The organism is Streptomyces sp. NPDC093109 (assembly GCF_040701725.1).
Classification (GTDB): Bacteria; Actinomycetota; Actinomycetes; order Streptomycetales; family Streptomycetaceae; genus Streptomyces.
Genome location: NZ_JBFBEZ010000022.1, coordinates 85,789 through 99,490, shown reverse-complemented (window position 1 = coordinate 99,490; position 13,702 = coordinate 85,789). Strand labels below are relative to the sequence as shown.

The window sequence follows — 13,702 nt, the reverse complement described above, 5'->3', positions numbered from 1 at the left end:
CGTCGGCCGTCACTCACCGATCGGGTACGCCGACCGCCCGCCGCTCGTCGGCCGCCCCGGCGCGCAGGTGCGGGCGCGCGGCGGCCAGTCCGGCCTCGACCTCGTCCAGCGCACGGCGGGCCGCCTCGATCCGCGCCAGCAGCAGCGCCGAGGGGTCCCCGGGGCCGATCGCGCCGGTCAGCGCGACATCCCTCGCCCGGTCGTCCTCCAGCTCACGCGCCTCCTCCAGCGAGGTGATGACCACCCCGACCAGCAGATTGACGAGCACGAACGACCCCAGCAGCACGAACGAAGCGAAGTAGACGATGCTCCAGCGGGATATCTCCAGCCCGCCGCGCACCGCGTCCCCGAGCCCGTCCAGCGTCATCAGCAGAAAGAGCGTCAGCACCGCACGCCCCAGCGAGCCGTAGTGCTCGGGGTCCTCGCGGCCGAAGAACACCCAGCCCACCATCGCGTACACGTACAGCAGCAGCGCGCCCACCAGGACGAAACTCACCGTCCCCGGCAGGCTCTTGCCGACCGCGACGATCACGATGCGCAGCTGGGGCAGGAAACGGGCCGCGCGCAGCACCCGGGCGAGCCGCAGCAGCCGCAGCATGGTGGCGTTCTCGCGCGCGAACGGCGTCAGCGCCAGCACGACGACCACGACGTCGAAGAGGTTCCACGGATCGCGGAAGAAGTCCCGGGGACGGTCCGCGCAGGCGGCGGCGCGCAGCAGGATCTCCGCGGTGAACGCGGCGAGGAACACATGCTCGGCGGCCTTCAGTTCACCCCGCCACTGGCCGACCGCACCGCTGTACGTCTCGATCCCCAGCAGCCCGGCGTTGCCGACGATCAGGCAGAACACCGCGAGGTTGAAGCCGTCGGACTCCACGACGCGCCGACTGCGCTCGGCGAGGGCCGATGAACGTAATGGACGCGTCCCGTTGGACATGAGCTGAACCTGTTTTTCTCGCGGACGTGCGTGTACACGTGAAGATTACGTGTACATCACGACCGGCAGGGGCGGAAAGAGCGGAGCGGGCGGAGCGGAAGGGGCGGCCGGCGCCCGGGGCGGGGCACCGGCCGCCGGCCGAGGGGTACTTCCGGGCGGTTATGTCCTGGCCGGTGCGCCGGCGGCGGGTCCCACCAGCTCCTCCAGGACGTCCTCCATGGTGACGAAGCCGATGACGGTCCCCCGGTCGCCCGTGACGGCGGCGAGATGCGTCCCGGCGGCGCGCATCGCCGTCATCGTGTCGTCGAGCGGGGTGTCGATCTCCACCCGGATGACCGTGTGCAGCGAGCCGCGCGGGAAGGGCCGCGTCCGGTCGGCGGCGCCGAGCGCGTCCTTGATGTGCAGATAGCCCAGGATCGTGTCGTCGGGACCGGTGACCGGCAGCCGAGAGAAACCGGACGACACGGCGGCCCGCTCCAGCTGCTCAGGAGTGGTCGTATGGCCGACGGTGACCGTCCGGCCGAGCGGCACCATCACCTCGCCCGCCGGGCGGGTGCCCAGCTCCAGGGCGTCCCGCAGCCGCTCGCCGTCCGCCGGGTCGAGCAGCCCCGCCTCGCTGGAGTCCGCGACCAGCCGGACCAGTTCGTCATCGGTGAACACCGAGGCGACCTCGTCCTTGGGCTCGACCTTCAGCAGCCGCAGGATCGCGTTGGCGAACGCGTTGATCCCGAAGATCGCCGGCCGCAGCGCCCGGGTCAGCGCGACCAGCGCGGGCGCCAGCGCCAGCGCCGTGGGGGCCGGTGCGGCGAGCGCGATGTTCTTCGGCACCATCTCGCCGATCAGCATGTGCAGATACGTCGCCAGGGTCAGCGCGATGACGAACGCGATCGGATGGATCAGCGCCTCGGGCACCCCGATCGCCTCGAAGGGCGGCTCCAGCAGATGCGCGATCGCCGGTTCGGCGACGGCGCCCAGCACCAGCGAGGAGATGGTGATACCGAGCTGGGCCGTGGCCATCGCCGCCGACAGATGGCGCAGCCCCCACAGGGTGCTCTTCGCGCGCCGGCTGCCCTTGACCGCCAGCGGCTCGATCTGGCTGCGCCGTACGGAGATCAGGGCGAACTCGGCACCGACGAAGAACGCGTTGGTGAACAGGGTGAGCGCGCCGATGGCGAGCTGAAGGCCGGTCATCGGGCGTCCTCGGAGAGCTGGGCGGCCAGGGCGGGCGCGGTGATCCCGACCCGGTCGGCCCGGTGGTGGTCGATCCGCAGGACGGCGAACCGCCAGCCCTCGATCTCCAGGGTGTCGTCCGCCACGGGCAGCCGCTCCAGCCGCGTCGCGAGCAGCCCCGCGAGCGTCTCGTACGGGCCCGCCGGCGCGTCGAAGCCGATCTCCTCCAGCTGGTCGAGCCGCAGCGAGCCGTCGGCCTCCCAGAAGAGGCGGCCGTCCGCGGCGGGCTCGCCCGGGGCGAGCCCGGGGGTCTCGTCCGGGTCGTGCTCGTCCCTGACCTCGCCGACGACCTCCTCGACGATGTCCTCCATGGTCGCGACCCCGGCCGTGCCGCCGTACTCGTCGATGACCACGGCCATCGTCCGCGCGTCCCGCAGCCGCCGCAGCAGCCGGTCCACCGGCAGCGAGTCGGGTACGAGCAGTGGGCTCGTCGTCAGCTCGGTGACGGGGGTGCGGGCACGCAGCGACTCGTCCAGGGCCAGCACGTCCCGGATATGGACGGTGCCGATGACCTCGTCCAGGCTGTCCCGGTAGACCGGGAAGCGGGACAGGCCGGTGGCCAGCGTCAGCACGGCCGCGTCGGCGGCCGTGGCGTGGGCCTCCAGGGCCTTGACGTCGACCCGCGGCGTCATCACGTTCTCCGCGGTCAGCTCGGCCAGATGCAGCGTACGGACGAACAGCTCGGCGGAGTCCGCCTCGATGGCGCCCTCCCGCGCGGAGTGCCGCGCCAGGGCGACGAGCTCCTCGGGGGTACGGGCCGACGCCAGCTCCTCGGCGGGCTCCAGCCCGAAGCGCCGGAGCAGCCGGTTCGCCGTGTTGTTCAGATGCCGGATGAGCGGGCCGAAGGCGGCCGTGAAGGCGCGCTGCGGCCCCGCCACGACCTTGGCGACGGCGAGCGGGCTGGAGATCGCCCAGTTCTTGGGGACCAGCTCACCGACCACCATCAGCACCACGGTGGAGAGCGCGACACCGAACAGGGTGGCGAGCGGGGAGACCGCGCCGTCCGGCAGCCCGGTGGCCGTCAGCGGGCCGCGCAGCAGAACGGCCAGGGACGGCTCGGCCAGCATGCCGATGACCAGCGAGGTCACCGTGATGCCGAGCTGGGCGCCGGAGAGCTGGAAGGTCAGCCGCTTGGCCGCCTCCAGCGCGCCGGCCGCGCCACGCTCACCGGCCGCCGCGGCCCGCTCCAGCGCGCCGCGCTCGACGGTGGTGAGGGAGAACTCGGCCGCGACGAACACCGCACAGGCGAGGGTGAGCGCGAGGGCGGCGAGCAGCAGGAGCACTTCGGTCACCGTGCCGCCTCCGGCCCATGGTTCGACGGGACGGGGACGGCACGGCTCGTACTGGGAGGCTCACCCATTGCGGGAGCAGCTCCTTCTTTGGATCGGGGGATTCCTGCGTCGGATGTTCAGGACGGGGCGGGCGCCCCGTCCATCAATAGTAAAGGAATCGCAAAGCAGTGCAATGGGGTGGCGAGAATCCGCCATCGCGACGCTCCCCGCGACGGCCTCGGCGGACCCCGTCGTCCTCAGCGGACCCCGTCGTAGTCCTGGCCGACGGTCAGCGTCACCACCCCCGGCGTCGCGGTCGCGTCGGCCCGCGCCGTGCTGTCCGGCACCCGGGTGGCCAGCACCTGGGCGGGCTCCTCCTGGCCCTGCGGATAGCCGACCGTGGTCCGCTGGGTGTTCTCCGGCGCGTTGCCGACCTCCGTGACGGTGAATCCGGCCGTCTTGAGCTCGTCGGCGACCTTCGCGGCCCGCCCCGAGACCCCGGTCCCGTTGAGGACGCGCACCTTCACCGTGTGGGCGTACACCGGGTTCTCGGCGTCGGCCTCCAGCTTCTCCTTGTTGATCTCCCGGTCACCGGCCAGCGCGGTGAACAGCTCGGACGCCTGCGGGTACTGCCAGACGATGTTCGCCTTGTCGGTCGGCACATCGGCCTCGCGCGGGTAGTTCGGCACGGTCAGGAACGTCAGCCGGTTGCTCGGCACGCTCTTGATCTCGTTGGCGAGCGCCGTGAGCGGCTTGATCCCGGCGATCTCGCTGTCCGTGGTCAGGGACTTGGTCGCGGAGTCCAGGAAGCCGTACAGCGCGCCCGGGCTGGTCAGCTTCTGCTGCGCCTTGGCGGCCAGCGCCTCCATGAACTCCTGCTGGCGGCCGATGCGCCCCAGGTCCGAGCCGTCGCCCAGGCTGTAGCGGGTCCGTACGTACCCGAGGGCCTTCTCGTCCTTGACCGTCTGGCAGCCGGCCTCCAGATCGAGATGGGCCTTCTTGTCGTGGATCGCCTGCTCCGGGCAGACCTCGATGCCGTCCAGTGCGTTCACCATGCCCTTGAAGCCCTGGAAGTCGACCGACATGAAGTGGTCGATCCGCAGGCCGGTGTTCTGCTCGACCGTCCGGATGGTGCAGGCGGCGGCGCCGGCGACCTCGCCGCTCGTACCGCCGATGGCGAACGCCTCGTTGATCTTGAAGTGGTGCGGGTCGGACGTGGTGCCGTTCCCCCGGTCGCAGGAGGGGATGTTCACCCACGAGTCGCGGGGGAGCGAGACGACCGTGGCCCATTTCCGGTCGGCGGCCAGATGCAGCACCATCAGCGTGTCCGACTGCATGGTCTCCAGGCCCTTGCCGTACTTGCCGTTGTCGCCGTCGCGGGAGTCGGAGCCGACGACGAGGATGTTCTTGGAGCCGGGACTCGAGTTGACCGGCCGGTTCTCGCCGATCTTCCCGTCGACGTCCGCGCCGTGGATATTGCCGTCCAGGCTCTGGTAGACCCAGGCGGCGGCCCCGGACACCCCGAGCAGCACGACGGCCAGCGCGCCGCCGGTCCAGATGGCTATTCGGCCGCGCCGGGTCAGTCTCGTCCCGCCCGCCCGGCGGTCCACGCGATGACTCGTACCGGACGCGCGGCCGCGCCGTCCCCTGGATTCCCTGCCCACGCTGTTCCTCCGTGACCTGCATCGCCGGATGCGATCCGTGCACTCTACTGCTTCTACAGGTTTGTAGAAGTCGACGCGGGACGGAGGCGGGCCGCTACAGGGGCGTCGCCGCTTCGAGGATCAGGAAGAGCGCGGCGGCGGAGTTCAGCGCGGACATGGTCGACGCGGCCGTACCGGCGGCGGCGACATAGGCGGCGATCCCCGCCCGGGTCAGCGCGGGCGGCCAGTTCCTGCGCGGCGGTACGGGACCGAGCAGCGCGGCCACCCGGCGCGGCACAGGCCCCGCCGCGGCGAAGGCGGCCATCCCCGGCGGCGGTGTCAGGGGCGGCGCCGGGCGCGCGAAGAGCGCGGCCTTGCCGACCGCGCGTGCCGTCGTCCGCCGGTCGCCGGTGGCCTGCGCCGCCGCCTCGTCGGCCCAGCGCTCGGTGGAGTAGGCGATCGCGGCCCGCAGCGGCAGCAGAAACGGATTCGCGCACCCGGCCAGCCGCGCGGCGAGCAGCAGCAGGTGGTGACGGCCGGTCAGATGGGCGCGTTCGTGGGCGAGCAGCGCCTCGCGCTCCGCTGCGTTCAGACACGACAGCATCCCCGCCGAGACCACGATCCGGCCGGGCGACCCGGGCAGCGCGTACGCGTACGGCAGCCCGTCGTCCAGCACGGCCACCTCGTCCGCCGGCAGCCCGGCCAGCGCGCGATGGGCGCGGGAGCGGAAGCGGACATGCCGCCGTACGGTGTGCGCGCACGCCACGACGACCGCGGCCAGCGCCACGATCGCGGTCTTGCCCGCTACCTCGTCGTACGGCACGGCGTCCCGCACCTCCGGGTCGGACCAGCTGTCCGGCAGCGGATTCCCGGGCAGCTGCGCGGTGCCCACCACCATCAGTAAGGCGAGACAGAACGTGCTGCACGCCGCCAGGACCGCGCTGACGAAGGTCAGCAGCAGGGCGGCGCCGCGCGGATGGAGATGCTGCTCGGCCAGCCGGGCGATCGGCAGCGCGGTCAGCGGGAGGACCAGCGGCAGGAAGACGAAGACGCCCATGGGTCAACTCTCCCCGCCGGTCACGGGACCGGCATCCCTGAGCAGCGCCCTGAGCACCTGTTCGTCGTGCGGAGACAGCGCCGACACGAAGCTGGACAGCACCGCGTCGCGGTCGTCCCGCTCGTCGAGCAGCCGGCGCATGCGCAGCGCCGTCAGGCCCGCCTCGTCCGCCACCGGGGTCCACAGGAAGGAGCGGCCCGACCGGCTGCGGGTCACGGCCTGTTTGTCGAGGAGCCGGGTGAGGATGGTGATCACCGTGGTGTACGCCAGCTTCCCGTCCAGCCGCTCCTGCACCCAGGTCGCCGCCACGGGCGCGGTCGCCGACCCCAGGATCGCCAGCACCTGGGACTCCAGCTGGCCCTGGCCGCGTCTGCGGGCAGGGGACGTCCGGTCCCGGTCTTCTCTGTTCCCGACCACGAAAGTGGCCTCCTCCCACGCTGCCGCCCCAGCCGCCCTGGCGCCGGGGCATCCTAACCAGGCGCGGCGGCGGCGCATTTCGGGCAGCGCCGTGGCGGCTTCGCACCTTCACGACAGCCAATTTCTACAGTGTTGTAGATTTGAGCCGATGTCATCAGGCATCCCGCGCACGCCGGACGTCCGGCGTGTCCGGCTCAGGACGGACGGAAGGAAGCAACATGGGTGTGAGCCTCGCCAAGGGCGGCAATGTCTCGCTGAGCAAGGAGGCGCCCGGTCTGACCGCCGTTCTGGTCGCGCTCGGCTGGGACGTCAGGACCACCACCGGGGCGGACCACGACCTGGACGCCAGCGCCCTGCTGTGCGACGGCTCGGGCAAGGTCGTCTCGGACCAGCACTTCGTCTTCTACAACAACCTCCGGAGCCCGGACGGTTCGGTGGAGCACACCGGCGACAACCTGACGGGCGAGGGCGAGGGCGACGACGAGACCGTCAAGGTCGACCTCTCCGCCGTCCCCGCGGACATCGCCAAGATCGTCTTCCCGGTGTCGATCCACGACGCCGAGTCCCGCGGCCAGAGCTTCGGCCAGGTCCGCAACGCGTACATCCGCGTCGTCAACCAGGCGGGCGGCGCCGAACTCGCGCGCTACGACCTCAGCGAGGACGCCTCGACCGAGACCGCGATGGTCTTCGGAGAGCTGTACCGCAACGGCGCGGAGTGGAAGTTCCGTGCCATCGGCCAGGGTTACGCGTCCGGACTCGCGGGGATCGCGTCCGACTACGGTGTGAACGTCTGAGACCCGTCACCACCTTCAGGAGCCAACGATGAGCGTCAATCTCGCCAAGGGCCAGCGGATCAGCCTGACCAAGACCGGCGGGGGTGAACTCACCGTCGTCCGGATGGGACTGGGCTGGAAGCAGGCCGTACGCAAGGGGTTCTTCGCCCGGCTGACCGCGCCGCCGGAGATCGACCTGGATGCCTCGGCGCTGCTCTTCGCCGGCAAGGAGGCCGTGGATGTGGTCTTCTTCCAGCATCTGACCAGCGACGACGGTTCGGTGCAGCACACCGGGGACAACCGGGTCGGCGGCGCGGGCGAGGGCGGCGACGACGAGTCGATCGTGGTGGACCTCACCCGGGTGCCCGTCCATGTCGACCAGATCGTCTTCACCGTGAACTCGTTCACCGGCCAGACCTTCGAGGACATCGAGAACGCCTTCTGCCGGCTGGTCGACGAGACCACCGGCGAGGAACTGGCCCGTCACACCCTCACCGGCGGCGGCGCGTACACCGCCCAGATCATGGCCAAGGTGTTCCGCGGCGAGGGCGGCGGCTGGCAGATGACCGCCATCGGCGTGCCCGCCGAGGGCCGTACCTTCCAGGACCTGATGCCCTCGGTGACCCCGCACCTCTGATTTTCCGGACCGATTCCGGATTCCTTACCAGATTCAGGAGACTTCACGTGGCCCTGTGGGACCGCATCAAGGATTCGGCTACGTCGATGCAGACGCAGCTCAACGCGAAGAAGAACGACCTCAAGAGCGGGGCGTTCCGGGACGCGAGCATGGCCATGTGCGCGCTCGTCGCCGCCGCCGACGGGTCCATCGACGCGTCGGAGCGGCAGCGCGTCGCCGCGCTGATCATGACCAACGACGTGCTCCAGAACTTCCCCGCGGAGGATCTGCAGACGCGGTTCAACGACTACTGCCAGAAGCTGACGGCCGACTTCGACTTTGGCAAGGTCGCCATCCTCCAGACCATCGGCAAAGTCTCCAAGAAGCCCACCGAGGCCCGCGCGGTCATCCAGATCGGCATCGTCATCGGCGGCGCCGACGGCGACTTCGACGCGAGCGAGCGCGCGGTCGTCCGCGAGGCGTGCTTCGCGGTCGGTATCGCGCCGACCGAGTTCGACCTCTGACCGGCTTCTGACCGGCTTCTGATCAACCGGGCCGGGGACGTGCCGGTGTGCGGCAGGTGTTGGCGCACGCCCGTACGGCTCCGGCCGTCTCAGTGGCCGGCGGCGTTCAGTGGCCGGCGGCCCGCCGGCCCCAGGACGTGCCCGCCAGGACGAGTACGGCGCCGAGCAGCCCGGCCATGCCGAGACGCTCGCCGCCGATCGTGATCCCGACCGCCGCCGCCCACAGCGGCTCCGTACCCAGCAGCAGGCTGACCCGGGACGGCGAGGTGCGGCGGACCGCCCACATCTGGACGGCGAACGCGGCCAGCGTGCAGAACACCGCCAGGAAGAGCAGCGCCGCCCACTCCCGGGCCCCGAACCCGGCGGCCACCGTCCACGGCGCGGGGCCGGTGCCGGGCAGCGCGGCCAGCACCGCGAACACCGCGACGGCGGAGCCGAGCTGCACGGTCGTCAGCGACAGCGAGTCCGCGCCCCGCACGGCCCGGCTCCGGGACATGAGCAGCACATGCGCGGTACGGGCCAGCGCGGCCAGCAGCATCAGCAGATCGCCCACCGAGGGCGTGGTGAATCCGCCGCTCTGGGTCAGCAGCACCACCCCCGCGACCGAAAGACCGGCCGCCGCGACGAACGACGCGGGCGGCCTGACCCGGGTGACGGCGGCCTCCGCGAGCGGAGTGAAGATCATGGTCAGACTGATGATCAGTCCGGCATTGGTCGCGGACGTGTGTACGACACCGTACGTCTCCAGCAGGAAGATCCCGCTCAGGATCAGCCCGAGTATCCCGGCGCCCCGCCACTGCGCCGTACGGAGCGACCGCAGCCCGCGCCACCCGGCGATCACCAGTACGGGCAGCACCACTCCGAAGCGCAGTACGAGCACGGCGAGCACCGTGGAGCCCGTGGTGATGCCCTTCGCGGTCAGATAGCTGGCGCCCCAGACCACCGCGACCAGCAGCACCGGCAGATCGGTCGACCAGGCCCGGCGCGGTACGGGCAGGGGTACGGAGGAGGCGGCGAGCGACGACATCGGGGACGGTCTCCAGCGGGCGCGAGGGGTAAGGGCGGCGGAGACGGCGGCGGCTCGCGCGGGGAGCGATCACCGTACCCGCGAACGCTCCGCCCGGGAAGCCGCCGGTCGCACCCGATGCCGGCGGACCGCCGCTCAGCGGCCCGCGGCACCGCCGCTCAGAGTTCCCCGGCACCGCCGTCCGGGCCGGGCCCGGCCTCCTCCGCGAGCCGGTGGCGCAGCCGCAGCCGGGTGCGGTACTCGTGGCACTGACGCCCCACCAGCGCCCCGCCGTACACCACGAACCCCACCCCGACCAGCCAGGACTGAAGGACCAGCACCGTGCCGAACGGGCCGTAGGTGACGGCGTTCGAGGCGATCAGCGGGGAGAAGACGACCCGCGAGAACACCCGCAGCCCGAGCAGCCCCAGCGCGATCGCGACCGCCCCAGGCAGCAGCGCCCCCCAGCGGACCCGGCCCCCCAGCAGCATGCGCTGGGACCACCAGAAGAAGAGGAACGTCAGGACCAGATCGCCCACCGTGCCGAGCACCAGCACGATCGTGGAGTGGGAGGTGACCGGTGTGTTCACGAAGATGACCAGAAAGGCGACGAGGACCGCCAGCCACAGCACATGCCGCCACATGGTGTGCCAGCGGGCCGTCGGCAGCTCCCACACCCGCTCGTATCCGGTCTGCACCGCGCCCCCGAAGGTCAGACCGAACGCGGCCAGCGCGGCCAGACCGAACGCCGTGGTCCGTTGCAGCGCCGTGCCCGGTCTGCCGAACAGCTGCTGGATCTCCTGCTGCGACGAGCCGGAGACGCCGAGCCCCTGTCCCAGCCAGCGGGCGAACCCCTGGCCGCTCGCCGGGTCCGCCGCGGCGACGAGGATCAGCAGCGGCACCAGGGTCAGGAAGCCGAGCGCCGCGAAGCTCATCGCCCGGTGCATCAGCTCCATCCGCCGCCCCCGGCTCCAGAGCAGGACGACGGGCGGAACCACGGCCTCGTGGATCCGGCGCCGTACACCGGAACGCGTTCGGGTCATGAGTCGTGTGTACCCCGGCGCGCGCTCCGTCCCGGGGAACCGCCCCCGGATGGCCCCGGCGCGGTCGGCGGCGGATGGACGGAATCGCGGATTGGCGGAAGACGGATTTCAGCCACGCGCCCCGCGCCCCGCGCCACGCGGCGACCGCCGCACGCCACGCCCGCCCGGCGGTCCGGTCAGCGCCGGCCCAGCCGCCGTTCGCCGTTCGCGCCGGTCGCGTAGGGCAGGCCGTAGTGCGCGAAGACCGCCGGTTCGTCTGTGGCAAGCAGCTCTCCGTCGAGAGCGATCGACGGGGCGTCCCTGGCCAGGCTCTTGTCCCAGACGACCTTCAGATAGCCGGGCCCCACGGTGGCGCCGCCCAGCGGGACGAAGATCAGCCGTCGCTGGGTGGGCAGCCCGACCGTGACCGTGGCGAACGAGGGCGAGTCCGTCGCCGTATCGACATACACGGACTCCAGCGAACCGATCTTCTTCTTCGCGGTGTCGACCACATCGTGGCCCCGCCACTCCCGGATGTCCTCGGCCTCGAACATGCGCTGTCCGCCCTCTTCATCCACTTCGCCCGGTATTTTCCCGGACAGTACCGGGCGCGCGGCGCGGGCCCGGGAAGGCGCTCCACGGACGGGAAAACCACTGGTGGTGCCGGGTCCTTACGGGCATCCTGGCCGGATGCTGATCAGAGAAGCCACCCCCGGGGACTGGCCCGCCATCTGGCCGTTCTTCCGGCAGATCGTCACTGCCGGAGAGACCTTCACCTACCCGTCCGGGCTGAGTGAGAGCGCCGCCCGGGACCTGTGGACGCAGGCCCCGCCGGACCGCACGGTCGTCGCGGTCGACGACGCCGGCACCGTGCTGGGTACGGCCAAGATGAACCGGAACCATCAGGGCAACGGCTCGCACATCGCCGGCGCCAGCTACATGGTCGACCCGGCACACTCGGGACGCGGCGTGGGCCGGGCGCTCTGCGAGTACTCCATCGACTGGGCCCGCACGGCCGGATACCGCGCGATGCAGTTCAACGCGGTCGTGGAGACCAACACGAACGCGCTGAAGCTGTACGAGGCGCTCGGTTTCGAGGTCATCGGAGTCCTCCCCGAGGGCTTCCGCCACCCCACCGAGGGCTATGTCGGCCTGTGCATCCTCCACTTGAGGCTCTGAGGTCCGATCAGCACCGCGCAGAGCCCGATCCAGGCACCGGCGAACAGCCAGCCGCCGAGGACATCCGTGGCCCAGTGCACCCCGAGATAGATCCGGGTCAGCCCCACCGCGACGGCCCAGCAGACGACGAGCGCGCACAGCGCGTACGTCAGGACCGTACGGCCCCGGCGTGCCACGCCCCAGACCAGCAGGCCCGCCATCAGCGCCGAGGTCGTGGCGTGGCCGGAGGGGAAGGAGAAGGCGGAGGCGGACGTCGCCCAGTCGGCCACCGGCGGCCGGGGCCGGGCGAGGGCGCTCATCACCCCGTACCGCAGCGCCTGTCCCGCCAGGAGGAACGCCAGCGCGCCGGCCGCGCCGCCCAGCCGCTGCCGGGCGGTGCGGCCCGCCGACAGGCCAGTCAGCACGGCGCACGCGTACGGGAAGACGCCGGTGCCCGTGTCGGTGACCGCCCGGGCCGCGCTCGCCCAGCCGCCAGGGCGGTGCCGCAACGACCAGTCGAGCGCGTCGCGGTCCAGCGGGAAGGGCGCGCCGTGCCGGCCGCTCACGAGAACGGCCAGCAGCGCGAAGGCCCCCGCGCAGAGCACGGTGACGGCGGCCGGCAGGGTCCGCCGGCCGCGCCGGGGCGTGGGCGCGGCGGATATACGGCCGGCCCCGCGCGCCGGGGGCGGAGAGCCGCTCACCGCCTGACGACCAGCGGGCGAAGCCGGGTCTCCCGCAGCCGGCCGGCGCGGGGCGCGGCCCGGCGCGCGGCGGTCATCAGGGCGCCCGCGGCGAGCGCCCCCACCACCAGGCCGAGAACCACGTCGTGCGGATAGTGCGCCCCGACCCATACCCGCGACGCCGCCATCAGCAGCGCCGCCGGTACGGCGACGGCCGCCAGCCGGCGGTCGGTGAAGAGCAGCGCGACGGCCGCGGCGGCCGCGATGACGGCGTGGTTGGAGGGCAGCGACCAGTCGCCGAGCGCCGGACACGCCTCCACCGTGACCGTGTGCAGGGTCCGGCAGGGACGCTGCTCGCGCAGCAGCGACTTGAGGCCCGTACTGACGGCGAAGGCCAGGAGCACCACCAGCGGCGCGGCCAGCGCCAGTACGGCCGGCGCCGCGCCGGACGCCTCCCGCGCGGCCGGGCCGGGGCGCCGGGCGCGCCACCACGCGGCCAGCAGCAGGGCCCCGAACAGGGCGAGCCCGTACGTCGACCAGAGGGAGACGGCCGTGTCCAGCCAGCCGGGGGAGCGGTGGGCCAGCCCGGTGACCGAGGTGTACAGGCCGTCGTCGAACCAGTGCACCGGTGTCGTCAACGGGAGCCTCCTTCGGCGGCGCGGCGCGAGCGCAGCAGCTCCAGCGCCAGGGGAATCAGCGAGACGATCACGACCAGCGCGACGATGGGCAGCAGATAACGGTCCACGTTCGGTACGGAGGAGCCCAGCGCGTACCCGGCGAGCACGAGCCCGACCGTCCAGAGCGCGCCGCCGGCGATCTGCCAGAGCGTGAAGACCCTGGCCGGCACGTTCAGCGCCCCGGCCAGCGGGTTGAGCACGGTACGCACGACGGGGACGAAGCGGGCGAGCACGATGGCCCGGCCGTGCCCGTACCGTTCGAGAAGCTCCTCCGCGCGGGCCGCGCCCTCCTTGAGCTTGCGCGAGCGCCCGCGCGCCAGCAGCGCCCGGCCGCCGCGCCGCCCGATCCAGAAACCGGTCTGCGCCCCCAGCAGGGCACCGGCCAGCGCCGCGAGCAGCACCTGCGGGAGCGAGAGGTGCACCGCGCCCCTGATGCCCGGGACGCAGAGCAGCCCGGCGGTGAAGAGCAGGGAGTCGCCGGGGAGGAAGAACCCGATCAGCAGGCCCGTCTCGGCGAAGAGGACGACGGCGATGCCCAGGGCGCCGAAGGAGGAGAGCAGTGAGCCGGCGTCGAGGGGATTCACGGCGAGCGGCAGCGCCGCGAGCGCGGATACGGCCATATGAAGGCTGCTCCCATAATGGTGGCAGGGGAAACCTGCCTGACGATCTGATTGACTACAGTTCTGTAGACGGT

General features: G+C 72.0%; 16 protein-coding genes. 4 read left to right on the top strand and 12 right to left on the bottom strand.

Annotated features, from left to right (window positions below; translation table 11 throughout):
* Positions 1 to 13 precede the first annotated feature (13 nt).
* The 6 genes from AB0389_RS21875 to AB0389_RS21850 all read right to left on the bottom strand — a co-directional run bounded on the left by AB0389_RS21875 (position 14) and on the right by AB0389_RS21850 (position 6,552).
* The gene (locus AB0389_RS21875; RefSeq protein ID WP_366397111.1) at positions 14 to 934 is read right to left on the bottom strand and encodes an ion transporter; all 921 of its coding nucleotides are present in this window, start codon (positions 932 to 934) and stop codon (positions 14 to 16) included.
* Between the two features lie 159 nt (positions 935 to 1,093).
* Positions 1,094 to 2,125: a hemolysin family protein gene (locus tag AB0389_RS21870; RefSeq protein WP_366397110.1), complete on the bottom strand. Its 1,032-nt coding sequence runs from the start codon at positions 2,123 to 2,125 to the stop codon at positions 1,094 to 1,096.
* Positions 2,122 to 3,456 carry a hemolysin family protein gene (locus AB0389_RS21865; protein ID WP_366397109.1) on the bottom strand — a complete coding sequence of 445 codons (1,335 nt, stop codon included), beginning with the start codon at positions 3,454 to 3,456 and terminating at the stop codon, positions 2,122 to 2,124. Before AB0389_RS21865 ends, AB0389_RS21870 begins: the two co-directional genes overlap by 4 nt.
* 236 nt (positions 3,457 to 3,692) lie before the next feature.
* Positions 3,693 to 4,994 (bottom strand): LCP family protein, encoded by a 1,302-nt coding sequence (locus AB0389_RS21860; protein ID WP_366397147.1) that lies wholly within the window; start codon positions 4,992 to 4,994, stop codon positions 3,693 to 3,695.
* Positions 4,995 to 5,193: 199 nt separating this feature from the next.
* Positions 5,194 to 6,135, bottom strand: a complete 942-nt coding sequence (locus AB0389_RS21855) for a M56 family metallopeptidase (protein ID WP_366397108.1) — start codon at positions 6,133 to 6,135, stop codon at positions 5,194 to 5,196.
* A gap of 3 nt (positions 6,136 to 6,138) precedes the next feature.
* Positions 6,139 to 6,552, bottom strand: coding sequence for a BlaI/MecI/CopY family transcriptional regulator (locus AB0389_RS21850; protein ID WP_366397107.1), 414 nt, complete (start codon positions 6,550 to 6,552; stop codon positions 6,139 to 6,141).
* Positions 6,553 to 6,770: 218 nt separating this feature from the next.
* On the opposite strand from AB0389_RS21850, the gene AB0389_RS21845 reads away from it, so the two are divergent.
* The 3 genes from AB0389_RS21845 to AB0389_RS21835 are packed head-to-tail and all read left to right on the top strand — an operon-like array spanning position 6,771 to position 8,465.
* Positions 6,771 to 7,346, top strand: a complete 576-nt coding sequence (locus AB0389_RS21845) for a TerD family protein (protein WP_114657724.1) — start codon at positions 6,771 to 6,773, stop codon at positions 7,344 to 7,346.
* Positions 7,347 to 7,374: 28 nt separating this feature from the next.
* Entirely contained in the window at positions 7,375 to 7,962 is a 588-nt protein-coding gene (locus tag AB0389_RS21840; RefSeq protein ID WP_366397106.1) for a TerD family protein, read from the top strand.
* 47 nt (positions 7,963 to 8,009) lie between these two features.
* Positions 8,010 to 8,465 carry a TerB family tellurite resistance protein gene (locus tag AB0389_RS21835; RefSeq protein ID WP_366397105.1) on the top strand — a complete coding sequence of 152 codons (456 nt, stop codon included), beginning with the start codon at positions 8,010 to 8,012 and terminating at the stop codon, positions 8,463 to 8,465.
* Positions 8,466 to 8,571: 106 nt separating this feature from the next.
* Here the strand turns inward: AB0389_RS21835 and AB0389_RS21830 are convergent, their stop codons facing one another.
* The 3 genes from AB0389_RS21830 to AB0389_RS21820 all read right to left on the bottom strand — a co-directional run bounded on the left by AB0389_RS21830 (position 8,572) and on the right by AB0389_RS21820 (position 11,047).
* Positions 8,572 to 9,492, bottom strand: coding sequence for a DMT family transporter (locus AB0389_RS21830; RefSeq protein ID WP_366397104.1), 921 nt, complete (start codon positions 9,490 to 9,492; stop codon positions 8,572 to 8,574).
* A gap of 158 nt (positions 9,493 to 9,650) precedes the next feature.
* Positions 9,651 to 10,514, bottom strand: a complete 864-nt coding sequence (locus tag AB0389_RS21825) for a YhjD/YihY/BrkB family envelope integrity protein (RefSeq protein WP_366397103.1) — start codon at positions 10,512 to 10,514, stop codon at positions 9,651 to 9,653.
* Positions 10,515 to 10,690: 176 nt separating this feature from the next.
* Complete coding sequence (locus AB0389_RS21820; RefSeq protein WP_366397146.1) at positions 10,691 to 11,047, bottom strand: PRC-barrel domain-containing protein; 357 nt, start codon at positions 11,045 to 11,047, stop codon at positions 10,691 to 10,693.
* 136 nt (positions 11,048 to 11,183) lie between these two features.
* Between AB0389_RS21820 and AB0389_RS21815 the strand changes: the two genes are divergently transcribed.
* Positions 11,184 to 11,672, top strand: a complete 489-nt coding sequence (locus AB0389_RS21815; RefSeq protein ID WP_366397102.1) for a GNAT family N-acetyltransferase — start codon at positions 11,184 to 11,186, stop codon at positions 11,670 to 11,672.
* Here the strand turns inward: AB0389_RS21815 and AB0389_RS21810 are convergent.
* From AB0389_RS21810 to AB0389_RS21800, 3 genes are read right to left on the bottom strand one after another with little or no spacing between them, the layout of a single operon-like run.
* Positions 11,636 to 12,352, bottom strand: a complete 717-nt coding sequence (locus tag AB0389_RS21810) for a phosphatase PAP2 family protein (RefSeq protein WP_366397101.1) — start codon at positions 12,350 to 12,352, stop codon at positions 11,636 to 11,638. The two genes, AB0389_RS21815 and AB0389_RS21810, sit on opposite strands and share 37 nt — an antisense overlap.
* Positions 12,349 to 12,969, bottom strand: a complete 621-nt coding sequence (locus AB0389_RS21805; protein ID WP_366397100.1) for a phosphatase PAP2 family protein — start codon at positions 12,967 to 12,969, stop codon at positions 12,349 to 12,351. Before AB0389_RS21805 ends, AB0389_RS21810 begins: the two co-directional genes overlap by 4 nt.
* A complete protein-coding gene (locus AB0389_RS21800) occupies positions 12,966 to 13,628 on the bottom strand; it encodes a DedA family protein (RefSeq protein ID WP_366397099.1) in 663 nt (220 codons plus the stop codon). Before AB0389_RS21800 ends, AB0389_RS21805 begins: the two co-directional genes overlap by 4 nt.
* Positions 13,629 to 13,702: the final 74 nt, after the last annotated feature.

Excerpts from the sequence above, each read along its gene's own strand:
- AB0389_RS21820 (WP_366397146.1), bottom strand. The coding sequence starts at position 11,047 with ATGTTCGAGGCCGAGGACATCCGGGAGTGGCGGGGCCACGATGTGGTC.
- AB0389_RS21825 (WP_366397103.1), bottom strand. The coding sequence starts at position 10,514 with ATGACCCGAACGCGTTCCGGTGTACGGCGCCGGATCCACGAGGCCGTG.
- AB0389_RS21845 (WP_114657724.1), top strand. The coding sequence starts at position 6,771 with ATGGGTGTGAGCCTCGCCAAGGGCGGCAATGTCTCGCTGAGCAAGGAG.
- AB0389_RS21800 (WP_366397099.1), bottom strand. The coding sequence starts at position 13,628 with ATGGCCGTATCCGCGCTCGCGGCGCTGCCGCTCGCCGTGAATCCCCTC.
- AB0389_RS21840 (WP_366397106.1), top strand. The coding sequence starts at position 7,375 with ATGAGCGTCAATCTCGCCAAGGGCCAGCGGATCAGCCTGACCAAGACC.
- AB0389_RS21815 (WP_366397102.1), top strand. The coding sequence starts at position 11,184 with ATGCTGATCAGAGAAGCCACCCCCGGGGACTGGCCCGCCATCTGGCCG.
- AB0389_RS21855 (WP_366397108.1), bottom strand. The coding sequence starts at position 6,135 with ATGGGCGTCTTCGTCTTCCTGCCGCTGGTCCTCCCGCTGACCGCGCTG.
- AB0389_RS21870 (WP_366397110.1), bottom strand. The coding sequence starts at position 2,125 with ATGACCGGCCTTCAGCTCGCCATCGGCGCGCTCACCCTGTTCACCAAC.
- AB0389_RS21830 (WP_366397104.1), bottom strand. The coding sequence starts at position 9,492 with ATGTCGTCGCTCGCCGCCTCCTCCGTACCCCTGCCCGTACCGCGCCGG.
- AB0389_RS21875 (WP_366397111.1), bottom strand. The coding sequence starts at position 934 with ATGTCCAACGGGACGCGTCCATTACGTTCATCGGCCCTCGCCGAGCGC.